This is a genomic window from Massilia luteola (assembly GCF_034420155.1).
Lineage (GTDB): Bacteria > Pseudomonadota > Gammaproteobacteria > Burkholderiales > Burkholderiaceae_D > Telluria > Telluria luteola.
In genome coordinates, this window is sequence record NZ_JAXOFN010000012.1 from 55,073 (window position 1) to 76,053 (window position 20,981).

Sequence of the window (20,981 nt, forward strand, 5' to 3'; positions counted from 1 at the left end):
CCTGATAAATGTCGGGCATGGCGGCTTTTTCTTTTCGCGGTCATACGGGCTGCGATGTGGACAGCGCAGTGAACCATCGGACTTTAGTCGTTTCGGTCGTCGGCGACGACGATAGCTGGAGTGTCGCGGAGGTCGAACAGCCCCGATTGAATCTACTGTATGAAAACACAGTATAGCGTAAATCGGGGATGAATGCCCGGAAGTTTTTCGGGTTTTATCGAATTGCCGCAGCAGTTCGGCTGTGCCGGATTCATTGACGCAAACAGAGCGTTTGCGCCGATGAATAATTCGCCCGACCAAGCAGACCGGGTTGGACGGGTTCAAACCATGTAGCGTAATTTCTCATCGCAGAGAAGGAGAATAGAAAATGGCAACCGCCGCGAAAAAACCAGCAGCAAAGCCGGCCGCAAAAGCCGCCACCAAACCGGCCGCAAAGGCAGCAGCAGAAAAACCGGCAAGCAAAACCGTAGCCGCTAAAGCAGCCGCCAAACCGGCAGCGAAAAAAGCCGCTGCAACCAAAACCGCCGCCAAACCGGCAGCCACCAAGACCGCTGCCAAACCGGCTGCCAAAAAGGCCGCTGTAACCAAGACCGCCGCCAAGCCGGCTGCTAAAAAGGCCGCTGCGACCAAGACCGCCGCCAAGCCGGCAGCTAAAAAGGCCGCTGCAACCAAGACCGCTGCCAAGCCGGCAGCTAAAAAGGCCGCAGTAACCAAGACCGCTGCAACCAAGTCGACCGCGACCAAAGGCTCGTCTGCGAAGACGAGCGGCAAGACCGCCGCCAAGAAGACCGCGACCAAAGCAGCAGGCAAGACCGCCGCCAAGTCGACCGCGACCAAAGCAGCGGGCAAGACCGCTGCCAAGTCGACCGCGACCAAAGCAGCTGGCAAGACCGCTGCCAAGTCGACCGCGACCAAAGCAGCAGGCAAGACCGCTGCCAAGTCGACCGCGACCAAAGCAGCTGGCAAGACCGCTGCCAAGTCGACCGCGACCAAAGCAGCAAGCAAGACCGCTGCCAAGAAACCTGCGACCAAAGCAGCAGGCAAGACCGCCGCCAAGTCGACCGCGACCAAAGCAGCAAGCAAGACCGCTGCCAAGAAACCTGCGACCAAAGCAGCAGGCAAGACCGCCGCCAAGTCGACCGCGACCAAAGCAGCAAGCAAGACCGCTGCCAAGAAACCTGCGACCAAAGCAGCAGGCAAGACCGCCGCCAAGTCGACCGCGACCAAAGCAGCAAGCAAGACCGCTGCCAAGAAACCCGCGGCCAAAGCAGCAGGCAAGACCGCCGCCAAGACCGCGACCAAAGCCGCCGGCAAGACCGCTGCCAAGACCGCTGCCAAGACCGCCACCAAAGCCGCCGGCAAGACCGCCGCCAAGTCGACCGCCACCAAGGGCTCGTCTGCGAAGACGAGCGGCAAGACTGCTGCAACCAAGTCGACCGCGACCAAAGCCGCCGGCAAGACCGCCGCCGCCAAGCCGGCCGCCACCAAGCCGGCCGCGACCAAGGGTGCGGCTTCGACGGTGAAGGCGAGCGCCACCAAGACCGCCGCAACCAAGGCAGCGCCGGCCGCCAAAAGCACCGAGTCCAAGCCGGCAGTGAAGAAAGCCGCTGCGAAGCCTGCCGCCAAGGCCGAAGCCAAGCCGGAAGCTGCCGCAACGGCAGCGAAGAAGCCGGCCGTCAAGAAAGCCGCTGCGAAGCCCGCGGCCAAGGCCGAAGCCAAGCCGGAAGCCAAGACCGAAGCGAAAGCGGACACGAAGACCGACGCCAAGACCGACGGCAAGGACAGCGCCGCTCAGGCAGCAAGCCCGGCGCCGGCCGCCAAGTCGGTGATCGCACCGGCAGCATGGCCGTTCCCGACGAGCAGCCGTCCGTAAGCCATTCCTGCCTGGTTCAGGCAAAATACCGCTGTGTGAGCTTTCACACAGCGGTTTTTTTTTCAAGGAGTCGTCGTGCTGCCCATTCTTAAATTGATCGTCGATACCGTGGCCGGCGTGCTGGGTGGAGTGTTGTTGCTGCGTTTCTGGATGCAGGTGACGCGCGTGCGTCCACCGGCTTCCGTCGCGCAATTTACGTTCACGTTGTCCGACTGGCTCGTGCGCCCGCTGCGCCGCATCGTGCCGGGCATGGGTGGTTACGACTGGGCCAGCCTGCTCGGCGCCTTCCTCGTCGTGCTGGCGGCGTCGTCGATCCTGCTGCTGGCCGGGACGAGCGGGCAGGCCGTCGTGCTGATCGCGCTGTTCCGCCTTCTCGACTGGATCCTGTACGGCTTCATGGGCCTGTTGATCATCGAGGTGATCTTCAGCTGGATCAACCCGCACGCGCCGCTGGCGCCGTTCGTCCACGCCCTCAACGACCCGCTGCTGCGGCCGCTGCGCCGCGTGATTCCGCCTGTCGGCGGCCTCGACCTCACGGTGCTGGTGGCGCTGATCCTGATCCAGATCGTGCAATACCTGCTGCGCCAGGTGTTCTACATCTGACGGCTGCCTCACGCGGGGGCACCCCGTGTCCGCCAAGCGCGTGCGGTATGCGAACGCATGGTGGGCTCCGGGAGCCCACCCTACGGCTGGCGGCCACGCAAGCGCAATAAAAAAGCGCGCCGGTCCCGCGAGGGACGGCGCGCTTTTCGTTTGCCCGAGCGTCAGAAGCGGTAGCCGAATGCCGCTTCGAAGCGGTCCGCGATCTCCTGCTGCGTGAAGCTGTGGTTCTGGCCGCCCTGGTGGGCAATCTTGATGGAACCCAGCAGGCTGGCCAGGCGGCCCGTCGTCGGCCAGTCGAAGTCGCTGGCGATGCCGTGCAACAGGCCGGCGCGATAGGCGTCGCCGCAACCCGTCGGATCGACCACGCTGGCCGCCGGCACGGCCGGGATCTTGTGGTGCTCGCCGCCGGCGTAGATGTCGGAACCGTGCTCGCCGCGGGTGACGACCAGTGCGTCCAGGCGTGCCGCGATGTCCTGCAGGGGCAGGCCGGTGCGGTCCATCACCATCTCGAATTCGTAGTCGTTGCAGGCCAGGTAGCTGGCCTGGTCGATGAAGGTCAGCAGTTCGTCGCCGCTGAACATCGGCAGTTGCTGGCCCGGATCGAAGATGAACGGCACACCGCGTTCCGCGCAGTCGCGCGCATGCTTGATCATGCCGTCGCGGCCGTCCGGCGCGATGATCGCGACGCGCAGCGGCAGGTAGTCGGCCAGGCTGTTTTCGTGCGAGAACTGCATCGCGCCCGGGTGGAAGGCGTTGATCTGGTTGTTGTCCAGGTCGGCCGTGACGAAGCACTGGGCCGTGTACGCATGCCCGATCGTGCGGATCGCGTTGGTGGCCAGGCCCTGTTGCTCCATGCGGTCGATGTACTCGCCGCCGTCCTGGCCGATGGTACCCATGATGAGCGGTTCGCCGCCCAGCAGCTTGAGGTTGTAGGCGATGTTGACGGCGCAGCCGCCGTATTCCGTGCGCAGCGTCGGCACGAGGAACGAGACGTTCACGCGGTGCAGCTGGTCGGCCAGCAGGGTTTCGCCGAAACGGCCGTGGTATTGCATGATCTTGTCGAAGGCGATCGAGCCGCAGATCAGCGCGGTCTTGGTCATTGGAAGCCTCAAGGATAGAAAACGAAAGTGTGATAGCCGGACGGCTGCAGGCCGGCCAGCGTGAAATGCAGCGTCACCGGCTGCTCCGTGTGCGGGCCGAACCCGTTCGCCGCCGGCGTACCGTGCGGCAGGTAGTCGGCGGGCGCCAGGACCCGGCGCAGTACCGGCTTGTCGTTGGCGTCGGTCAGTTCGAGCTCGATGCTGGGCCACGCCAGCACGAGGTTACCCTGGTTGCGCAACAGCGTATTGAGCGCGTAAGTGCCTGGTCCCATCGTGGTCAGCTCGCCCGTCTCGATGACGAGGTTCTCGGCCAGGGCCGGCAATTCGACGCGGCAGCCCAGCACGGCGCAGGCGGCCGCCAGGGCCGGCTTCATGGCCGGATGCTGCGCCGCCAGCACGTTGCGGAAACCCAGCACCGTCTGGGCCGCGAGCGCGAGCAGCAGCACGACGGCGCCCAGGGCCATCAGCATGCGCCGCGTGCGGCCCATGCGTTCCTGGCGGCGGCTGCGCTTGACGAATTCCGGCTCGTCGGCGTCGGCGTCGGGCGCCAGGCGCAGCTTCGGCGGTTCGATCTTCGTCGGCGTCAGCTTGGAGCGGCGCGCACGCGCCTCGGACGCGCGGGTGGCCTTGCTGCGCACAGGCAGGACGGGCGGGATCATGGACGGCGCGGGCGCGGACGGTTCGCTCCCCACCGACGCGCGCAAGGGGAGAAAGGCGGGCGGGATGTCGTCGGGTGAGGGGGCAGGGGACGTCGCCGCGGGCGCCTCGGCCGGCGCCGACATCGGCTCGGGCTGCGGCGCTGGTTCCGGCGTCGGCGCCGGCATCGGTTCCGGCTCCGGCTCGTAGTCGGGCAGCGGCTGGGCGACGATTTCCTCGTCGGCCGGCAGGCCGAAGCTCGGTTCGGCGCGGCCGGCGGGGGCGTAGGCGCTGGCCGGTGCCGGTGCCGCATCCGCATCCGCATCCGCATCCGTGTGCGGCGCCATGGCGGTGTCCGCGGGCGGTTCGGCGGCCGCGGCCGGGACGACGTCGTCAGCCGTATCGGGCGCCGCGTGGAAGACTGGTTCCAGGCGCGGTTCGATGCGGCCGGCGGGGGCGTACGCGGCGGCGGGCGGTGGCGGCAGCGGCGCGGCGGGCGCCTGTGCGGCTGCCGGGGCCTCCGGCGTTGCGGCGTCGGCTGGCGCAGCGTCGACCCCCGCAGCATCGGCCGCAGCAGCATCGGCCGGCGCAGCGTCTGCTGCCCCAGCATCGACCGCCGCAGCGTCGACCGCCACAGCATCTGCTGGCGCAGCGTCGACCGCCGTAGCATCGGCCGCCGTAGCATCGGCCGCAGCAGCATCGGCTGGCGTAGCATCGACCGCCACAACGTCGAGCTGCGCAGCGGGCGTCTCGTACGCGGGCACCGCTTCTTCCGGGGCCGGCGTCTCCGGTTGCGTTTCCTCGGCCTCGGGCGCGTGCGCGGACGCGCCGCCCGTGCGCCACACGTGCGCGCGTGGCGCGGCGCTGGCGGGTGCCGGCGGCTGCGTTTCGTCCGGCGCCTCGCCCTTGGGCAGGATGCCGAGCGGATCGAAGGTGTGGCCGAAGTCGAGGGTGTAGACCGGCAGCGCGTCGTAATCGGCGTCCGGCGGTGTGGACGGGGTGTCGGCAGCCGCGGGGGGCGCCGGCTTGTCCAGGTCGATCAGGTGGGCGTTGCCGTCAAAGATGCGCTGGCAGGCCCCGCAGCGGACGATGCCGCCGCGGAGCTTGAGCTGGTCCGCGGCGACGCGGAACGTGGTGTGGCAATGCGGGCATTGGGTGGCGAGCGCCATGCCTTATTTGCTGTCGCCGATGGCAGCGCGGGGCTCCGGTGCATGCGCCGCGCCGAGCTGCCCGTGCAGGGCGACCCAGCCGTCCAACTCGGCCCAGACGCCCAGCTTGATGAAAGGTGCGTACGCGGCGGCCACTTCATCGGCCTGGCGCGCGAGCACGCCCGACAGGATCAGCGAACCACCGTCGGCCACGCGGCCCGAGAGCATCGGCGCCATCAGCTTCAATGGGCTCGACAGGATGTTCGCGACGACGATGTCGAAACGCGCGTTGCCGTGCGTCGACGCGCCGAAATCGTCCGGCACGTAGAAGTCGATCTCGCAGCGGTTGCGCGCGGCGTTCAGCCGGGCGGATTCGATGGCCTGCTCGTCGATGTCGACGCCGGTGACGTCCTGTGCGCCGAGCTTCCTGGCGACCATCGCCAGGATGCCCGAGCCGCAGCCGTAGTCCAGCACGGATTTTCCGGGTGCGGGATGCGCTTCCAGCCATTCCATGCACAGGCGCGTGGTCGGATGGCTGCCCGTGCCGAAGGCCAGGCCGGGGTCGACTTCCAGGATCAGCGCGTCCGGGTCCGGCGCTTCGTGCCAGCTCGGCACGACCCAGATGTTCTTGCCGATGTGGATGGGCTCGAACTGCGATTGCGTCAGGCGCACCCAGTCGGCATCCGCGACCTTGCGGGTCGTGAACGCGGGCGCGTTTTGCAGGCCGATGGCGGTGGCGGCGTCGAGCACGATCGCGGCCTGGTCGGCATCCTCGTCCGTCAGCGCGACGACGCGGCTGTGGTCCCAGGCGGCCTGCTCGGGCACCATGCCCGGCTCGCCGAACAGGGGCTTTTCGTCTTCCGTGCCTTCGTCCGCATCTTCCACAGAGACCGACAGCGCGCCCGCTTCCATCAGGGCATCGGACAGCCCCTCGGCGTGCTCGCGTGCGATCTCGATGATGACTTCGGTCCAACTCATTGTTCGGCCTTCGAGTCAGCAGCCTCGGATTTGGCGCCGATCGCGCCATCCTTCGGCAGGTCCGGCTTGTGGGCCAGCTTCTGCTCCAGGTAATGGATGTTGGTGCCGCCTTCGATGAAACGGGCGTCGACCATCAGTTCGCGGTGCAGCGGGATGTTGGTCAGGATACCCTCGACCACCATTTCCGACAACGCGATCTGCATGCGGCGGATCGCCTGGTCGCGCGTGGCGCCGTAGGCAATCACCTTACCGACCATCGAGTCGTAGTTCGGCGGGACGTAGTAGCCGGCGTACGCATGCGAATCGACGCGGATGCCGGGGCCGCCCGGCGGATGCCAGCCCGTGATGCGGCCCGGCGACGGCGTGAACTTGAACGGGTCTTCCGCGTTGATGCGGCACTCGATCGCGTGGCCCGACAGCATGATGTCGCGCTGGCGGAAGCGCAGCTTTTCGCCGCAGGCGATGCGGATCTGTTCCTGGACGATGTCGATGCCGGTGATCATTTCGGTGACCGGGTGTTCGACCTGCACGCGGGTGTTCATCTCGATGAAGTAGAACTCGCCGTTTTCGTACAGGAATTCGAACGTGCCGGCGCCGCGGTAGCCGATCTTGCGGCAGGCTTCGGCGCAGCGGTCGCCGATCTTCTCGATCAGCTTGCGCGGGATGCCCGGTGCCGGCGCTTCCTCGATCACCTTCTGGTGGCGGCGCTGCATCGAGCAGTCGCGTTCGCCCAGCCAGACGGCCTGCTTGTGCTCGTCGGCGAGGATCTGGATTTCCACGTGGCGCGGATTCTCCAGGTATTTCTCCATATAGACTTCCGGATTGCCGAACGCGGTGCCGGCCTCGGTCTTGGTCATCGCGACGGCGTTCAGCAGCGCGGCTTCCGTATGCACGACGCGCATGCCGCGGCCACCGCCGCCGCCGGCGGCCTTGATGATGACCGGATAGCCGACGCGGCGCGCGGTCTGGATGATCTCCTTGGGATCGTCGGGCAGGGCGCCGTCCGAGCCGGGCACGCACGGCACGCCGGCGCGGATCATGGCCTGCTTGGCCGAGACCTTGTCACCCATCAGGCGGATCGATTCCGGACGCGGGCCGATGAACACGAAGCCCGATTTTTCGACGCGTTCGGCGAAATCGGCGTTCTCGGACAGGAAGCCGTAGCCCGGGTGGATCGCCTCGGCGTCCGTGACTTCGGCCGCGCTGATGATCGCCGGCATGCTCAGGTAGCTCTGCGCCGACGGCGCCGGGCCGATACAAACGGACTCGTCGGCCAGCTTCACGTACTTGGCGTCCTTGTCGGCCTCGGAGTGCACGACGACCGTCTTGATGCCCATTTCGCGGCAGGCGCGCTGGATACGCAACGCGATTTCACCACGGTTGGCGATAAGAATTTTTTCAAACATGGTAAGTTCGGTGTTTCTTTGAGTGCCGGCGACATGCCGGGAGGGCGCGGTCGAACGACCGCGCCGGGAGACATCAGCCGATCACGAACAGCGGCTGGCCGAATTCGACGGGTTGACCGTTTTCCACCAGGATCTTGGTGACGGTGCCGGAGGCGTCGGCATCGATTTCATTCAGGAGCTTCATCGCTTCGATGATGCACAGGGTATCGCCTTCCTTCACGGTCGATCCGACTTCGATGAACGCCGGGGCGCCCGGTGCCGAGGAGCGATAGAAGGTGCCGACCATCGGCGACTTGACGACGTGGCCGGTCGGTTCGGCCGGCGCGGCCGGTGCCGCGGCGGGCGCGGCGGCCGGCGCCTGCATGGCCGGCGTCGAGAACTGCTGGACGCCCTGCGACGGCATCATGACCATCTGATTCTGCGGGATTGCCGAGGACTTGACGATGCGGACCTTGCTTTCGCCTTCGGTCACTTCGAGTTCGGCGATATCCGACTCGGCGACGAGGTCGATCAGTGTCTTGAGTTTTCTTAGATCCATGTGAAACCCCTTGGAATTATTTGTTTAAGAGCATACGGCGCGTCGGGTGGTACGCACTTACGCGCGGAATGCGTGAAGTTGACGTAGATTAACGCTGTTTCAGCGCGAAGTCGATGGCAAAGCGATATCCATCAGTTCCCAGTCCGCAGATCGTGCCGAGCGCAATCGCGGACAAGAATGAGTGGTGCCGGAATTCCTCGCGCTTGTAAATATTAGAGATGTGCACTTCAACGAACGGAATATCCACCCCGGCCAGCGCATCGCGCAGTGCGACGCTGGTATGGGTCAGTCCGCCCGGGTTGATGACGATCGCATCGACGCCTTCCTGGCGGGCAGCGTGGATACGGTCGATCAGCGCTCCTTCATGGTTGCTCTGGAAGCAGGCGATCTCCGCCCCGGCCGCATCGGCCTGGGCGGTGGCGGCCTGCTCGATGTCGGCCAGCGTCGTCGCGCCGTACACCGCAGGCTCACGTGTCCCCAGCAAATTCAGGTTGGGGCCATTGAGCAGCAGTAGCTTTTTCGCCATGTTGAACCGTCTGTTTGCCCGAAAGACAGGCATTTTGCCGCCAACGTTACGTATTGGCAAGCGATAAAAAGAAGTCGGAAAATAAGTGAACGATCGTTCACTGTGCGCCGGCCGCGGCCTACAGCTTGGCGAGGTCGGCGCGCACCTGATCGAACTTGAGGCGGCCCAGGTAAGTCTTGCGGACCTGGCCATCTGCGCCGATCAGCACGGTAAACGGCAGTCCGCCGTTGGCGTTGCCGAGATCGCGCGCGAGGTCGGTGCCACCCATGCCGCCTACGTACAACGGGTAGGCAATCTTGATTTTGCGGGTAAACTCGACGAGGTTCGTGGGGGAATCGATGCCGATGCCGATGACATTGAAGTGCTTGCCGCCGTCCTTGGCTGCCAGTGCGGACAGTTCCGGCATCTCCGACACGCACGGCGCGCACCACGAGGCCCAGAAGTTGACGAGCAGCGGCTTGCCTTTCCACTGGCCGAGCGGCTGCGGCTTGCCGGCGAGGTCGTTCAGCGACGATGCATACAAATTCGTTACGGCCGTGTGCGGGCGGCCGTCCGTCGGCGCATACGTCGTCGTCAGCGGGCCCTTGGCGTCCTGCTTGACGCCGGCGATGGCGCCCAGCACGGTAAAGGCGGTGGCCAGGATCACATAGCCGGCCAGGTGTTTTTTGTTCATTCTGTTATTCCACAAAGTATCGAGTGCCGAACGCTTATTCGGCATGGTCATCCAGCAGATTGCGCAGGCCGGCGGCATCGACGCGCTGTAGGCGGCCGTCGGCGCGGGGCTTCAACGCGCCCCGCAGGTCGTTCATCTCATATAACTCGGCGAGCACCATCTCCGTTTGCCACGTAAAACTGACCGTCTCCACCGGATCGTGGCGACCGCCCTTGAAGTGGGGCGTTTCCGAGAGCTCGATATTGACGTTGCGGTTCAGGAGCCAGATTTCGACTTCCTTGGCGCTGTCGGCGAATAATTGCAGGTGGATGATGTCATGTTCGCCCGCCGTCCCGTTCAGCACGGCACCCGTGAGATAGGGGCGGAATTCGGCCAGCTGTTCCATCACTTCGAGGGCCGCGCTGCGCATGTGCCTGACGCGCGCGGCCTGGGCGGGGCCATGGAACAGGGTCTGGTAGCGGCGTACCTCGTCCTCGACCTGTATATTGTCCGGCAAATAATTCGGAGAAGGCCGATCCACGCCGAGCACCTGGCGCGCCGCCTTCGTCTTTGCCGTGGAGTAGTCGGCCCCGTCCTGGGCAATCAAGCGGGCGGCCGTCGCGGCGATGCGTGCACGCACCTGTTGGAGGTCGTCATTTGAATTGGGCATCATGTTCGAGATCATACTCTTGAAAGGAAAATGGCATCGCGTCGGGTAGAATCGCGTATTCGCCATTAACCGATCTCTCATTCGGCACGTCATGCACATCCATATCCTCGGCATCTGCGGCACCTTCATGGGTGGCCTCGCGGTGCTGGCCAAAGAGGCCGGCCATCGCGTCACCGGGTGCGACGCCAACGTCTATCCTCCGATGAGCACCCAGCTCGAAGCCCAGGGCATCGAACTGATCCAGGGTTACGGGCCCGAGCAGGTGAACCTGAACCCGGACCTGTACGTCGTCGGCAACGTGATGACGCGCGGGAATCCGCTCGTCGAGGAAATCCTGAACCGCGGCTTGCCGTACGTCTCTGGCCCGCAATGGATCGGCGACCATATTCTTCATAATAAATGGGTGCTGGCCGTCGCGGGGACGCACGGCAAGACGACGACGTCGTCGATGCTAGCCTGGATACTGGAAGATGCCGGCTATTCTCCGGGCTTCCTGATCGGCGGCGTGCCGCTGAATTTCGGCGTGTCGGCGCGCCTGTCCGGCGAGACGGATTCGGATTTCTTCGTCATCGAGGCGGACGAGTACGACACCGCCTTCTTCGACAAGCGCTCGAAATTCGTGCACTACCATGCGAAGACCGCGGTGCTGAACAATCTTGAATACGATCACGCCGACATCTTCCCGGATATCGGCGCCATCGAGACGCAATTCCACCACCTCGTGCGCACGGTGCCCGGCGTCGGCCGCATCGTCGTCAATGGCGACGAGGCGTCGCTGGGGCGCGTCCTGAAGCGCGGCTGCTGGAGCGAGAAGGAAAGCTTCGGCAGTTCCGGGGGCGTCGACTGGAGCCTCGTCGAGCATCCGGGCGGCTCCAGCTTCGATGTCCTGTTCGGTGGCCAGCAGCAGGGCACCGTCCACTGGGACCTGACCGGCCATCACAACCGCAGCAACGCGCTGGCCGCCATCGCCGCCGCGCGCCATGTCGGCGTTCCGCCCGCGCAGGCGATCGATTCGCTGGCGCGCTTCCAGAGCGTCAAGCGGCGCATGGAAGTCCGCGGCAAGGTCAAGGGCGTGACCGTGTACGACGACTTCGCGCACCATCCGACGGCCATCGCGACGACGATTGGCGGCCTGCGCCAGAAGATCGGCGCAGGGGATAAAAGCGGCGCCCGCATCCTCGCCGTGCTGGAACCGCGTTCGAACACGATGAAACTGGGCGCCATGAAGGATGCGCTGCCGGGCAGCCTCAAGGATGCCGACCTCGTGTTCGGCTTCGGCAGCCAGCAGGCGCTGGGCTGGTCGCTGGCCGACGCGTTGAAACCGCTGGGCGCCAACGCGCACAGCTTCGACCAGCTCGATTACCTGGTGCAGGCGGTCGTCCAGGCCGCGCAGCCGGGCGACCACATCCTGGTGATGAGCAATGGCGGCTTCGGCGGCGTCCACCAGAAGCTGCTGGAGGCGCTGGCGGTATGAGCGGCATCACACCGCATCTTCTTTACCTGCACGGCTTCCGTTCGTCGCCGCGCTCGTTCAAGGCGCGCGTCGTGCAGCAGCGGATGGAGGCGGCCGGCCGCGCTGGCGACCTGATCTGTCCGCAACTGCCGCCATCGCCCAAGGCCGCGATGGACCTCGTGCTCACGCTGGTCGAGCGTTACGCGGCAAGAGGGGACAATGCGCTGGCGATCATCGGCTCCTCGCTGGGCGGCTTTTACGCCACCTGGCTGGCGGAACGCTTCGGCTGCCGCGCCGCGTTGATCAACCCTGCCGTCGATCCCTTGAAGGACCTCGACAAGCACGTCGGCATCACGACCGAATGGCACACCGGCGAACCGTTCGAATTCAAGCGCGAGTACATCGACGAGCTGGCCGCATTGAAGGTCGGCACCATCACGCGTCCGGAGCGTTATTTCCTGCTGGCCGCGACCGGCGACGAGGTGTTGGACTACCGCGACATGGTTGCGCATTACGGGGGCGCGCACCAGCACGTCATTGAGGGCAGCGACCACGCGGTGTCGGAATTCGAGCAGTATGTCGACGAGGTGCTGGCATTCTGCCTGACGGATAATCTGCAAGGCGGCGCCGGATCGGACCCGGCAAGGTGAGGCCGGGGTCGCGGCGCCAGGCCCGCTGGCTGGCGCATCCGGACGGCGTGCACGCGCCGGCCGCGATGCGCGACTGGCTGACGACGCCGGGCTCGCTGACGGCGCGCCTGATCGCGCACAGCCGACATTTTCGCGTACAGAAACTGCGCCAGGCGGGCAATGTCTGCCTGGCGGACGAGGCCGGCGCCATCGGCCTGGCGCGGCCCCAGCGCGTGTGGGAGCGCGAAGTGCTGCTGCGCTGCGATGGCCGGCCGGTCGTGTACGGCCACACCGTCGTGCCGATGAGCGCGAGCGCGAGCGACTGGCCATTGTTTTCGGCGCTGGGCGAGCGTTCGCTCGGCACCACGCTGTTCTACGATCCGAGGGTAACGCGCGGCGCGCTCGAATTCGCGCGGCTGCGTCCGGGCCATCCGCTGCTGGCCCGCGTGCGTGATGCGCTCGGTCACGATGGCCCGGCGCGCGAGACTTCGGTTGGTCCGACGGACATGACTTTTTTTGCGCGGCGTTGCGTGTACCGCCGCCGCCAGGGCCTGCTGCTGGTCACCGAGGTGTTCCTGCCCTCGGTGCTGGATCTTGTAGCGACCGCAACCAATATGAATACGAAATAAACATGAACTTATTTTTTGAAGAGTCCGGCGATTTCAAGGTCGGCACCGTGCTGTCGCAGGCGGGCGAGGCTTACCAGGTCGAAATGCCGAGCGGGAAGCGTACCAAGGTCAAGGCGCGCGATGTGCTGCTGCAGTTCGACAAGCCCGATCCTGCTACCCTGCTGGAACAGGCGAAGGCCGTCGCGGCGGACGTCGACCTGGAATTTCTGTGGGAAGTCGCGGGCCAGGAAGAATTCGGGTTCGCGGAGCTGGGCGCGGAATACTTCGGCCATGCGCCCCTGCCGTTCGAAGCGGCCGGCCTCGTGCTGGCCCTGCACGGCTCGCCCATCTATTTCTACAAGAAGGGCCGCGGCCGCTACAAGGCGGCGCCGGAGCAATCGCTGCGCGCGGCGCTGGCCGGCATCGAAAAGAAGAAACAGCAGGCCGTCGTCCAGGCCGCGTTTGTCGAGGAACTCAAGGCCGGCACGCTGCCGCAGGCGATGCAGCCGCTGGTCCAGCAACTGCTGTTCAAGCCAGACAAGAACAGCATCGAATACAAGGCCCTCGAGACGGCCGCCGACGAATTGCAGACGACGGCCCCGCGCCTGATGCTGTCCACGGGCGGCATCGCGTCGGCGAAAGAGCTGCACATGGGGCGCTTCCTGTTCGAGTATTTCCCGCGCGGCGCCGGCTTCCCGCCCGTGACCGTGCCGCCGCCGCCCGGCGACCTGCCGCTGGCGAACGTGGCCGCGTTCTCCATCGACGACGTGACGACGACCGAGATCGACGACGCGTTCTCCGTCGAGACGCTGGCCGACGGCACGGTGCGCGTGGGCATCCACATCGCCGCGCCGGGCCTGGGCATCCGCCCGGACGACGCCATCGACAAGATCGCCCGCGCGCGCATGTCGACCGTGTATATGCCGGGCGACAAGATCACGATGTTGCCGGACGAGGTCGTCGATGCCTACACGCTGGCCGAGGGCACCGACTGCCCGGCGCTGTCGCTGTACGCCGTGCTCGACCCGGCCTCGTGGTCCGTGATCTCGACGACGACGCGTGCCGAGCGCGTGCCCATCAAGAACAATCTGCGCCACAACGACCTCGATGACGTCGTCAACGAGGACACGCTGAACAGCGGCGAGGGCGACTACCCGCACAAGACCGAGCTGGGCCTGCTGTGGCAATGGGCGCTGCAGCTGGAAGCGGGGCGCATGAAGAAGCGCGAGGATTTCGGCCTCAAGCCGGAGCAGGCCAACCGCGTCGACTTCAATTTCTATGTCGAGGACGACGTCGTGACGATCGTGCGCCGCAAGCGCGGCGCGCCGCTGGACAAGATCGTGGCCGAGCTGATGATCTTCGCGAACAGCACGTGGGGCAAGCTGCTGCACGACTGCGGCGTGCCGGGCATCTACCGCTCGCAGGGACCGGGGGCCGGCGGCTGGGCCGCCAAGATGCAGGTGCGCATGGTCACGCACGCGGCGCCGCACCAGGGCCTCGGCGTCGATCAATATGCGTGGTCGACGTCGCCGCTGCGCCGCTACACCGACCTCGTGAACCAGTGGCAGATCCTCGCCTGCGCCGCGAACGGCGTGACGGCGCCGCTCGTCGCCCCGTTCAAGCACCGCGACGCGACCCTGTTCTCGATCGTCTCCGCGTTCGACGCCGCCTACTCGGCCTACAACGACTTCCAGCAGAACATGGAGCGTTACTGGTGCCTGCGCTGGCTGGCGCAGGAAAACGCGAGGCAGGTCGATGCCGTCGTCTTGAAGGACGAGGTGCTGCGCCTCGTCGAGATCCCGCTCGTGATCCGCCTGCCGGGCATGCCGCAGGCCGCGCGCGGCGCGCAGGTCCGCCTGGACATCGTGCGCTGGGACGAGGTCGACCTGGCGCTGGAGGCACGCCTGCTCGAGGTGGCCGCCGTGGCGCCGGAGGCGGCCGCGGAGCTGGGCCTGGATGAAGAGGACGAGGCGGCCGGCGCTGCGGGGGCCGACACGGGCGAGGCGGCCGCGGCGGAAGCGGCCGAGGCCGAAGGTGCCGTGACCGTCACCGATCCGGAGACGCAGACCGATGTGGCGGGCGAGCAGGCGTGATGCGTAGCGTGGACGGATTTGCCGTCCACGCGTCCAACGACAGGCGGCATCGCCGCGGCATATTGACGGCGTGTATCGCCGCCGTAGGGTGGGCACCCCGTGCGCACCAAATGGTCGCGTCGCGGCGACATCTCCGTGGGCACGGGGTGCCCACGCTACCCCAGATGCCGCGCTGCACGGTAGAATGGGCAGTTCCGTGACCCCAACCGTCCCACCCCGCAGCGCGTGAAGACCCTCCGACACAACCGTCCCCTGATGATCGCCATCGCCTGTTCGGTGCTGGCGCATGCCTCCCTGCTGGCGATCCGCTTCGCCGCGCCGGATGCATTCCGGCTGCAGCCGGCCGATCCGGGCCTGGAGGTCATCCTGGTCAACGCCAAGCATGCGCGCGCGCCCGTCAAGGCCGACGCGCTGGCGCAGGCCAACCTGGACGGCGGCGGCAATGCCGATGCCGGGCGCGCCCAGTCGCCCCTGCCGGACCTGCGCAAGATCGACAATGGCGACAGCATCAAGGCCGTGCAGCGCCGCATCGCCGAGCTGGAACAGCAGCAGAAAAGCGTCCTGACGAAGATGCGCCAGTCGCAGTTCAACCGCGCGCCCCTGGCCGACCAGGATAAACCCGACCCCAGCCGCACGGGCGCCGACAACCTCGATTCCACCCGGGCCATCGCGCGCATGACGGCCGAGATCACCCAGCGCATCGCCGACGAGAACAAGCGCCCCAAGAAGACGTTCATCAGCCCCAGCACGCGCGAAGTCGGCTACGCCATGTATTACAAGGCGATGCAGAAGCGCGTGGAGGAGGTCGGCACGCTGAACTTCCCGCAGCAGAACGGGAAGAAGCTGTACGGCGAACTGGTCGTCTACATCCCGATCTTCCAGGACGGCACCCTCTACGAAAAGGAAGGCGGACCGCGCATCGAACGCAGCTCCGGCAATCCGGCGCTGGACAAGGCCGCGCTGTCCATCGTGCGCCGGGCGGCTCCGTTCGGCAAATTCCCGGCCAATATGCGCTCGACCGACAAGGACGATTTGTGGATCGTCGTCACCCGCTTCAAATTCACGCGCGAGGAAAAACTCCAGGCGGAATTGCGCGGGGACGGCTGACGGCAGACTGAATGCAGGAGATTGAATGAGCGATAAATATTGCGTGATCGGCAACCCGATCGCCCACAGCAAGTCGCCGGACATCCACGCCGCCTTCGCGGCCGCGACCGGCCAGGACATCTCGTACGGGCGCTGCCTGGCGCCGCTCGACGGCTTCGCCGACACCGTCCGCGGCCTCGTCGCGCAAGGGTACCGCGGTGCCAACGTGACGGTCCCGTTCAAGCTGGAAGCGGCCGCGCTGGCCACCCGGCTGGAAGAGCGGGCGCGCCTGGCCGGCGCCGTCAACACGCTGCGCTTCGACAACGGCGAGATCGTCGGCGACAACACGGACGGTCCGGGCCTCGTGGCCGACATCGTGCACAACGTCGGCGTGCCGCTCGCCGGCAAGCGCATCCTGCTGCTGGGCGCGGGCGGCGCGGCGCGCGGCGTGATCCTGCCGTTCCTGCGCGAGCGGCCGGAAGCGATCGTGATCGCCAACCGCACGCGCGCGACGGCCGATGCGCTCGTCGACCATTTTGCCGCTCACGTGGCGTATCCGGGACAGATCGGCGCCTGCGGCTTCGACGCGATCACGGGCCCGTTCGACGTCGTCGTCAACGCCACGTCGGCGAGCCTGTCGTCCGACCTGCCGCCGGTGCCCGCCTCGGCGTTCCGCGCGGGGACGCTGGCGCTGGACATGATGTACGGGAAGGAGCCGACGCCGTTCATGCGGTTCGCGCAAACGCACGGCGCCACCGTGCGCGACGGTCTCGGCATGCTCGTCGAACAGGCCGCCGAGGCGTTCGCCATCTGGCGCGGCGTGCGGCCGCAAACGGCGGCGCTGCTGGCCCGCATGCGCGCGCCGTCATGAGCGGCATCGGCACGCTCAAGGCGGGCGCGCTCGTGCGCTCGAAGGCCGGCGGCCGGCGCTGGCTGAAATGGATCGTCCTCGGTCCGCTGCTGCTCGTCGTCCTGCTGCAGCTGTATTTCTTTGCGATGGTCTGCTGGTGGACGCAGTTCAACCCATCGTCCACGAGCATGATGCGCCAGCAGCTGGCGGCGCTGCGCGAGCAGAACCCGAATGCGAAGCTGGAACAGGTGTGGGTGCCGTACGCGCGCATCTCGAACAACCTCAAACGTGCCGTGATCGCCTCCGAGGACGCCAATTTCATCGACCACGACGGCGTCGACTGGGACGCGCTGGAAAGGGCGTACGAGCGCAACAACAAGAAGCACAAGGTCGTGGGCGGCGGCTCGACGATCACCCAGCAGCTGGCCAAGAACCTGTTCCTGTCCGGCTCGCGCAACTACCTGCGCAAGGGCCAGGAACTCGTCATCGCCTACATGCTGGAAGCGGTGATGGACAAGGAACGCATCCTGGAAATCTACCTGAACGTGGTCGAATTCGGCCGCGGCGTGTTCGGCGCCGAAGCCGCCGCGCGCCACTACTTCCACACCGCGGCCGCGAACCTGAACCCGGCCCAGGGGGCGCGCCTGGCCGTGATGCTGCCGAACCCACGCTTCTACGACCGCCACCGCGACACCAACTACCTGGCGCGCCGCACCGCGGTCATCCAGCGCCGCATGAACGCCGCGGAATTGCCCTAAACCGGGGTCAGAGCCCGATTTTTGGCAAGATACCAAGTGCAAGCTGTTGAGGCGCAGCGACGCTGGCTTGCCGCAATTCGATGTTCCCAACGGCTATTTCCAAAAACCGGGCTCTGACCCCGGTGTTTAGGTGGCCGGCCTCAGAGCTTGCAGGTACACTTGCGCTGTTTCCGAATCCGGCCGAGAAAGCAGCGCATGATCAACGTATTTGTCCTACAAAATGGCCGACTGAACCAGGTGCCCGTCGCGTCGCGGGCCGATCTGGAGAACGCGCCGGCCGTCTGGGTCGACCTGACCGATCCCACGGACGAGGAACGCGCGCTGGTCAAGGCGACCTATGGCGTGATCCTGCCCGGCGAGGACGAAGTCCAGGACATCGAGGCCTCGGCCCGCTACTACGAGGCGGAAAACGGCGACCTGCACCTGCGCACCGATTTCCTGCGCGAGGAAGAGGACGGCCCGTCGCGCATCGTGACGGTCGCGTTCATCCTGGCCAGGAAAATCCTGTTCTCGGTCCACACGGACGACCTGCCCGTGTTTCGTCTCGTGCGCCTGCGCGCGCGCTCGCGGCCCGGCTCGATCGAGGACTACATGGACGTGCTGCTCGACCTGTACGCGACCGACGCCGAGTACTCGGCCGACGCGCTGGAAGGCATCTACGAAAGCCTGGAAGAGGTCAGCCAGCGCGTGCTGCAGAAGGAATTCACCGACCAGGACGCGGCCTCCGCGCTGAATGCGATCGCCCACGAGGAAGACTTGAACGGCCGCATCCGACGCAACATGATGGACACGCGCCGCGCCGTCAGCTTCCTGATGCGCGGCCGCCTGCTGAATACGGACCAGTTCGAGGAAGCGCGCCAGATCCTGCGCGACATCGAATCGCTGGACGGCCACACCTCATTCCTTTTCGACAAGATCAACTTCCTGATGGATGCCACCGTCGGCTTCATCAACATCAACCAGAACAAGATCATCAAGATCTTCTCGGTGGCCTCGGTCGCCTTCCTGCCGCCGACGCTGATCGCCAGCATCTACGGCATGAACTTCGAATTCCTGCCGGAGCTGCACTGGAACTTCGGCTATGGCTGGTCGCTCGGGCTGATGGTCGTCAGCGCGATCGCCCCGTTCCTGTATTTCCGCCATCGCGGCTGGCTCAAATAATCAGAGCGGCACGTCGTCCGCCTTCAGGTACCACTTGAGCGCGCGGACGACCATCGCGTGGTCGTCCACGCCCGCGAGGCCGGACACGGTGATGGTGCCGATCTGCCCCGTGCCCTTGACGACGATGGGGAATGAGCCGCCGTGGGCCGCGTAATCCTTGCTGTCGAACGTCGGCAGGTTGTCGAAGTCCTGGCCGCGCTCGACGGCTTGCGTGTGCACCCAGAACGACGCGTGGCCCGTGCGGTTCACGAGGTTGCTCTTGCGGCGGATCCAGTCGGCGTTGTTCGGGCTCGTGCCCGCCATCGCGTGGAAGAACAGCGGATTGCGGTTGACGCTGACGTCGACCGTGACGGCGACCTTGTCGGCCTTGGCCTGCTCGACGATCCGGTTGCCGATCGCGAGCGCGGCGTCGTTGTCGAAGGACGTGAATTGCAGCGCCTGCTCCTGGCGTGTGATGGTGGCGAGCGAAACGGGTTTCTTTTCCATGCTGGTTCCTGGCGGGGTGGTCGTTGCGGCGCGGTCCGGCGCCCCGGTCGAAAGCGACGCGACGGCGAACAGGCCCGCGGCGGCCAGCGCGGCGCAGGAAAATCGAACGGGATGAACAGCCATGCGTCGCGCCTCTTCCGGTTTTGTTATCCGGGCAAGTATAACCGGAGCGCCGCGCTTATTGCTTCAGGTTCAGGAACAGGTTCGCCGCGAACGCGACGGTGGCCGGCGCGCCCATCATCACGGGCAGTGCGAGGTTCAGCAGCCGCGGGGAATCACAGCGTCGCGAACATCGCGACGACCGCCACCAGCATGATCGCCACGCCGGCCCAGCCGATGACGGTGTGGCGCATCGACAGGGTGTAGCTGCCCATGATCTTGCGGTTATGCGCGAGCAGCATCATGACGGCCATGATCGGCACGGCGATGACGCCGTTGATCTGCGCGGACAGCACCAGCGCCTCGATCGGGTGGATCGGGGCAAAGTCGAGCAGCACGCCGCCCAGGGTCGCGAGGGCGATGAGGCCGTAGAACTCGCGCGCCTCCACGACTTTCAGGTCCATGCCGTTGCGCCAGCGGAAGCTCTCGGTGACGGCGTAGGCGGCCGAGCCGGCCAGCACGGGCACGGCCAGCAGCCCGGTGCCGATGATGCCCAGCGCGAACGCGAAGAACGCGAATTCGCCCGCCACCGGACGCAGCGCCTCGGCCGCCTGGCTTGAGGACTGGATGTCCGTGATGCCGTGCGCGCCGAGCGTGACGGCCGTCGTCAGCATGATGAAGAAGGCGACGATGTTGGAAAACCCCATGCCGATCAGCGTGTCGGACTTGATGCGCCTGAGCTGGGCGGCGGCGTCGCGCGGGCGCGTGCGCAGGGCGCGCGTGTGGTGGTCGTTGCGGATCTCCTCGACTTCCTGCGACGCCTGCCAGAAGAACAGATAGGGACTGATCGTCGTGCCGAACACGGCGACGATGAGCGCGACGGAATCCTTCGTGAACGTGAAGTGCGGCCACACCGTGCGCGCGAACACTTCGGTCCACGGCATGTGCACCGCGAATGCCGTCGCGACATAGGCCAGCAGGCCCAGCGTCAGCCATTTCAGGTAGCGCACGTACGTGGCGTACGGGAGGAACACCTGCAGCAGCAGGCACACCAGGCCAAAGCCGAGCGCGTACGGCTGGCCGGACGCCGCGCCGGTCACGAGGCGCAGGGCTTCGCCCATCGCGGCGATATCGGCCGCGATGTTGATCACGTTGGCGATGAGCAGCAGGGCGACGATCACGTACAGCAGCCAGGGAGAGTACGCGCGGCGGATGTTGGCCGCCAGCCCGCGCCCCGTCACGCGGCCGATGCGCGCCGACACGAGCTGGATGCCGACCATGAACGGGTAGGTCAGCACGAGCGTCCACAGCGTGTTGAAGCCGAATTGCGCGCCGGCCTGCGAATAGGTGGCGATGCCGGACGGATCGTCGTCCGCGGCGCCGGTGATCAGGCCGGGGCCGAGCGATTTCAGGGTGGCGTTGTCGGTGAGGCGGCGGAAAAGCTTGAACGGCATGGGTGGCCTGGCGCGAATGGAGGTCGATGGTCGACAGTTGTAGGGTGGGCACACTGTGCCCACGCGGGCGTGTGCGTCGTGGCGGCAAACGCGCGGTGCGCTACATTGAACGTAACGCCGACTTAACGCCAGCCTGACGCTAACTTAACGCCTGCCTGATGCCAACTTGACGCC

The 20,981-nt window shown here is 66.1% G+C and carries 20 protein-coding genes; 10 read left to right on the forward strand and 10 right to left on the reverse strand.

Features of this window, described 5'->3' with window-relative positions; all coding sequences use genetic code 11:
- Window positions 1–367 precede the first annotated feature (367 nt).
- Together U9J41_RS14010 and U9J41_RS14015 are read left to right on the forward strand one after the other, a co-directional pair.
- On the forward strand, window positions 368–1,873 hold the full coding sequence (locus U9J41_RS14010; RefSeq protein ID WP_322402814.1) for a transcriptional regulator: 1,506 nt from the start codon (window positions 368–370) through the stop codon (window positions 1,871–1,873).
- Window positions 1,874–1,948: 75 nt separating this feature from the next.
- On the forward strand, window positions 1,949–2,476 hold the full coding sequence (locus tag U9J41_RS14015; protein WP_322402815.1) for a YggT family protein: 528 nt from the start codon (window positions 1,949–1,951) through the stop codon (window positions 2,474–2,476).
- Between the two features lie 161 nt (window positions 2,477–2,637).
- Here the strand turns inward: U9J41_RS14015 and U9J41_RS14020 are convergent, their stop codons facing one another.
- From U9J41_RS14020 to U9J41_RS14055, 8 genes are all read right to left on the reverse strand, one after another.
- Window positions 2,638–3,576 carry a carbohydrate kinase family protein gene (locus tag U9J41_RS14020; protein ID WP_322402816.1) on the reverse strand — a complete coding sequence of 313 codons (939 nt, stop codon included), beginning with the start codon at window positions 3,574–3,576 and terminating at the stop codon, window positions 2,638–2,640.
- Window positions 3,577–3,584: 8 nt separating this feature from the next.
- Window positions 3,585–5,381, reverse strand: a complete 1,797-nt coding sequence (locus tag U9J41_RS14025) for a DUF3426 domain-containing protein (RefSeq protein ID WP_322402817.1) — start codon at window positions 5,379–5,381, stop codon at window positions 3,585–3,587.
- 3 nt (window positions 5,382–5,384) lie between these two features.
- Window positions 5,385–6,338, reverse strand: coding sequence for a 50S ribosomal protein L11 methyltransferase (gene prmA, locus U9J41_RS14030; protein WP_322402818.1), 954 nt, complete (start codon window positions 6,336–6,338; stop codon window positions 5,385–5,387).
- A complete protein-coding gene (accC, locus tag U9J41_RS14035; RefSeq protein WP_322402819.1) occupies window positions 6,335–7,744 on the reverse strand; it encodes an acetyl-CoA carboxylase biotin carboxylase subunit in 1,410 nt (469 codons plus the stop codon). The genes prmA and accC overlap by 4 nt, the downstream gene beginning before the upstream one ends.
- Before the next feature lie 73 nt (window positions 7,745–7,817).
- Window positions 7,818–8,282: an acetyl-CoA carboxylase biotin carboxyl carrier protein gene (accB, locus tag U9J41_RS14040; protein ID WP_322402820.1), complete on the reverse strand. Its 465-nt coding sequence runs from the start codon at window positions 8,280–8,282 to the stop codon at window positions 7,818–7,820.
- Window positions 8,283–8,370: 88 nt separating this feature from the next.
- Window positions 8,371–8,808, reverse strand: a complete 438-nt coding sequence (gene aroQ / locus U9J41_RS14045) for a type II 3-dehydroquinate dehydratase (RefSeq protein ID WP_322402821.1) — start codon at window positions 8,806–8,808, stop codon at window positions 8,371–8,373.
- Window positions 8,809–8,926: 118 nt separating this feature from the next.
- Window positions 8,927–9,481: a TlpA family protein disulfide reductase gene (locus U9J41_RS14050; RefSeq protein WP_322402822.1), complete on the reverse strand. Its 555-nt coding sequence runs from the start codon at window positions 9,479–9,481 to the stop codon at window positions 8,927–8,929.
- A gap of 34 nt (window positions 9,482–9,515) precedes the next feature.
- Window positions 9,516–10,133 (reverse strand): hypothetical protein, encoded by a 618-nt coding sequence (locus U9J41_RS14055; RefSeq protein WP_322402910.1) that lies wholly within the window; start codon window positions 10,131–10,133, stop codon window positions 9,516–9,518.
- 88 nt (window positions 10,134–10,221) lie between these two features.
- On the opposite strand from U9J41_RS14055, the gene mpl reads away from it, so the two are divergent.
- From mpl to corA, 8 genes are all read left to right on the forward strand, one after another.
- Window positions 10,222–11,604, forward strand: a complete 1,383-nt coding sequence (gene mpl, locus U9J41_RS14060) for a UDP-N-acetylmuramate:L-alanyl-gamma-D-glutamyl-meso-diaminopimelate ligase (protein WP_322402823.1) — start codon at window positions 10,222–10,224, stop codon at window positions 11,602–11,604.
- The gene (locus U9J41_RS14065) at window positions 11,601–12,233 is read left to right on the forward strand and encodes a YqiA/YcfP family alpha/beta fold hydrolase (protein WP_322402824.1); all 633 of its coding nucleotides are present in this window, start codon (window positions 11,601–11,603) and stop codon (window positions 12,231–12,233) included. Before mpl ends, U9J41_RS14065 begins: the two co-directional genes overlap by 4 nt.
- Window positions 12,230–12,841 carry a chorismate--pyruvate lyase family protein gene (locus tag U9J41_RS14070; protein WP_322402825.1) on the forward strand — a complete coding sequence of 204 codons (612 nt, stop codon included), beginning with the start codon at window positions 12,230–12,232 and terminating at the stop codon, window positions 12,839–12,841. Before U9J41_RS14065 ends, U9J41_RS14070 begins: the two co-directional genes overlap by 4 nt.
- A gap of 2 nt (window positions 12,842–12,843) precedes the next feature.
- Window positions 12,844–14,913 carry a ribonuclease catalytic domain-containing protein gene (locus U9J41_RS14075; RefSeq protein ID WP_322402826.1) on the forward strand — a complete coding sequence of 690 codons (2,070 nt, stop codon included), beginning with the start codon at window positions 12,844–12,846 and terminating at the stop codon, window positions 14,911–14,913.
- A 255-nt stretch (window positions 14,914–15,168) separates the two neighbouring features.
- Entirely contained in the window at window positions 15,169–16,020 is an 852-nt protein-coding gene (locus U9J41_RS14080) for a TonB family protein (RefSeq protein ID WP_322402911.1), read from the forward strand.
- A gap of 25 nt (window positions 16,021–16,045) precedes the next feature.
- Window positions 16,046–16,870 (forward strand): shikimate dehydrogenase, encoded by an 825-nt coding sequence (aroE, locus tag U9J41_RS14085; RefSeq protein ID WP_322402827.1) that lies wholly within the window; start codon window positions 16,046–16,048, stop codon window positions 16,868–16,870.
- On the forward strand, window positions 16,867–17,607 hold the full coding sequence (gene mtgA, locus U9J41_RS14090) for a monofunctional biosynthetic peptidoglycan transglycosylase (RefSeq protein ID WP_322402828.1): 741 nt from the start codon (window positions 16,867–16,869) through the stop codon (window positions 17,605–17,607). The genes aroE and mtgA overlap by 4 nt, the downstream gene beginning before the upstream one ends.
- 195 nt (window positions 17,608–17,802) lie before the next feature.
- On the forward strand, window positions 17,803–18,768 hold the full coding sequence (gene corA, locus U9J41_RS14095) for a magnesium/cobalt transporter CorA (protein WP_322402829.1): 966 nt from the start codon (window positions 17,803–17,805) through the stop codon (window positions 18,766–18,768).
- Here corA and U9J41_RS14100 read toward each other — a convergent pair whose 3' ends face one another.
- Together U9J41_RS14100 and U9J41_RS14105 are read right to left on the reverse strand one after the other, a co-directional pair.
- Window positions 18,769–19,377: a heme-degrading domain-containing protein gene (locus tag U9J41_RS14100; protein WP_322402830.1), complete on the reverse strand. Its 609-nt coding sequence runs from the start codon at window positions 19,375–19,377 to the stop codon at window positions 18,769–18,771. It abuts the gene before it with no gap.
- A gap of 152 nt (window positions 19,378–19,529) precedes the next feature.
- Window positions 19,530–20,807: an NRAMP family divalent metal transporter gene (locus tag U9J41_RS14105; protein ID WP_322402831.1), complete on the reverse strand. Its 1,278-nt coding sequence runs from the start codon at window positions 20,805–20,807 to the stop codon at window positions 19,530–19,532.
- Window positions 20,808–20,981: the final 174 nt, after the last annotated feature.

What these genes read in the sequence shown, in the direction of transcription:
- accC (WP_322402819.1), bottom strand. Translation starts at nt 7,744, where the DNA reads ATGTTTGAAAAAATTCTTATCGCCAACCGTGGTGAAATCGCGTTGCGT.
- aroE (WP_322402827.1), top strand. Translation starts at nt 16,046, where the DNA reads ATGAGCGATAAATATTGCGTGATCGGCAACCCGATCGCCCACAGCAAG.
- U9J41_RS14105 (WP_322402831.1), bottom strand. Translation starts at nt 20,807, where the DNA reads ATGCCGTTCAAGCTTTTCCGCCGCCTCACCGACAACGCCACCCTGAAA.
- U9J41_RS14075 (WP_322402826.1), top strand. Translation starts at nt 12,844, where the DNA reads ATGAACTTATTTTTTGAAGAGTCCGGCGATTTCAAGGTCGGCACCGTG.
- prmA (WP_322402818.1), bottom strand. Translation starts at nt 6,338, where the DNA reads ATGAGTTGGACCGAAGTCATCATCGAGATCGCACGCGAGCACGCCGAG.
- corA (WP_322402829.1), top strand. Translation starts at nt 17,803, where the DNA reads ATGATCAACGTATTTGTCCTACAAAATGGCCGACTGAACCAGGTGCCC.
- aroQ (WP_322402821.1), bottom strand. Translation starts at nt 8,808, where the DNA reads ATGGCGAAAAAGCTACTGCTGCTCAATGGCCCCAACCTGAATTTGCTG.
- accB (WP_322402820.1), bottom strand. Translation starts at nt 8,282, where the DNA reads ATGGATCTAAGAAAACTCAAGACACTGATCGACCTCGTCGCCGAGTCG.
- U9J41_RS14100 (WP_322402830.1), bottom strand. Translation starts at nt 19,377, where the DNA reads ATGGCTGTTCATCCCGTTCGATTTTCCTGCGCCGCGCTGGCCGCCGCG.
- U9J41_RS14050 (WP_322402822.1), bottom strand. Translation starts at nt 9,481, where the DNA reads ATGAACAAAAAACACCTGGCCGGCTATGTGATCCTGGCCACCGCCTTT.
- mtgA (WP_322402828.1), top strand. Translation starts at nt 16,867, where the DNA reads ATGAGCGGCATCGGCACGCTCAAGGCGGGCGCGCTCGTGCGCTCGAAG.
- U9J41_RS14025 (WP_322402817.1), bottom strand. Translation starts at nt 5,381, where the DNA reads ATGGCGCTCGCCACCCAATGCCCGCATTGCCACACCACGTTCCGCGTC.
- mpl (WP_322402823.1), top strand. Translation starts at nt 10,222, where the DNA reads ATGCACATCCATATCCTCGGCATCTGCGGCACCTTCATGGGTGGCCTC.
- U9J41_RS14055 (WP_322402910.1), bottom strand. Translation starts at nt 10,133, where the DNA reads ATGATGCCCAATTCAAATGACGACCTCCAACAGGTGCGTGCACGCATC.
- U9J41_RS14080 (WP_322402911.1), top strand. Translation starts at nt 15,169, where the DNA reads ATGATCGCCATCGCCTGTTCGGTGCTGGCGCATGCCTCCCTGCTGGCG.
- U9J41_RS14020 (WP_322402816.1), bottom strand. Translation starts at nt 3,576, where the DNA reads ATGACCAAGACCGCGCTGATCTGCGGCTCGATCGCCTTCGACAAGATC.
- U9J41_RS14010 (WP_322402814.1), top strand. Translation starts at nt 368, where the DNA reads ATGGCAACCGCCGCGAAAAAACCAGCAGCAAAGCCGGCCGCAAAAGCC.
- U9J41_RS14065 (WP_322402824.1), top strand. Translation starts at nt 11,601, where the DNA reads ATGAGCGGCATCACACCGCATCTTCTTTACCTGCACGGCTTCCGTTCG.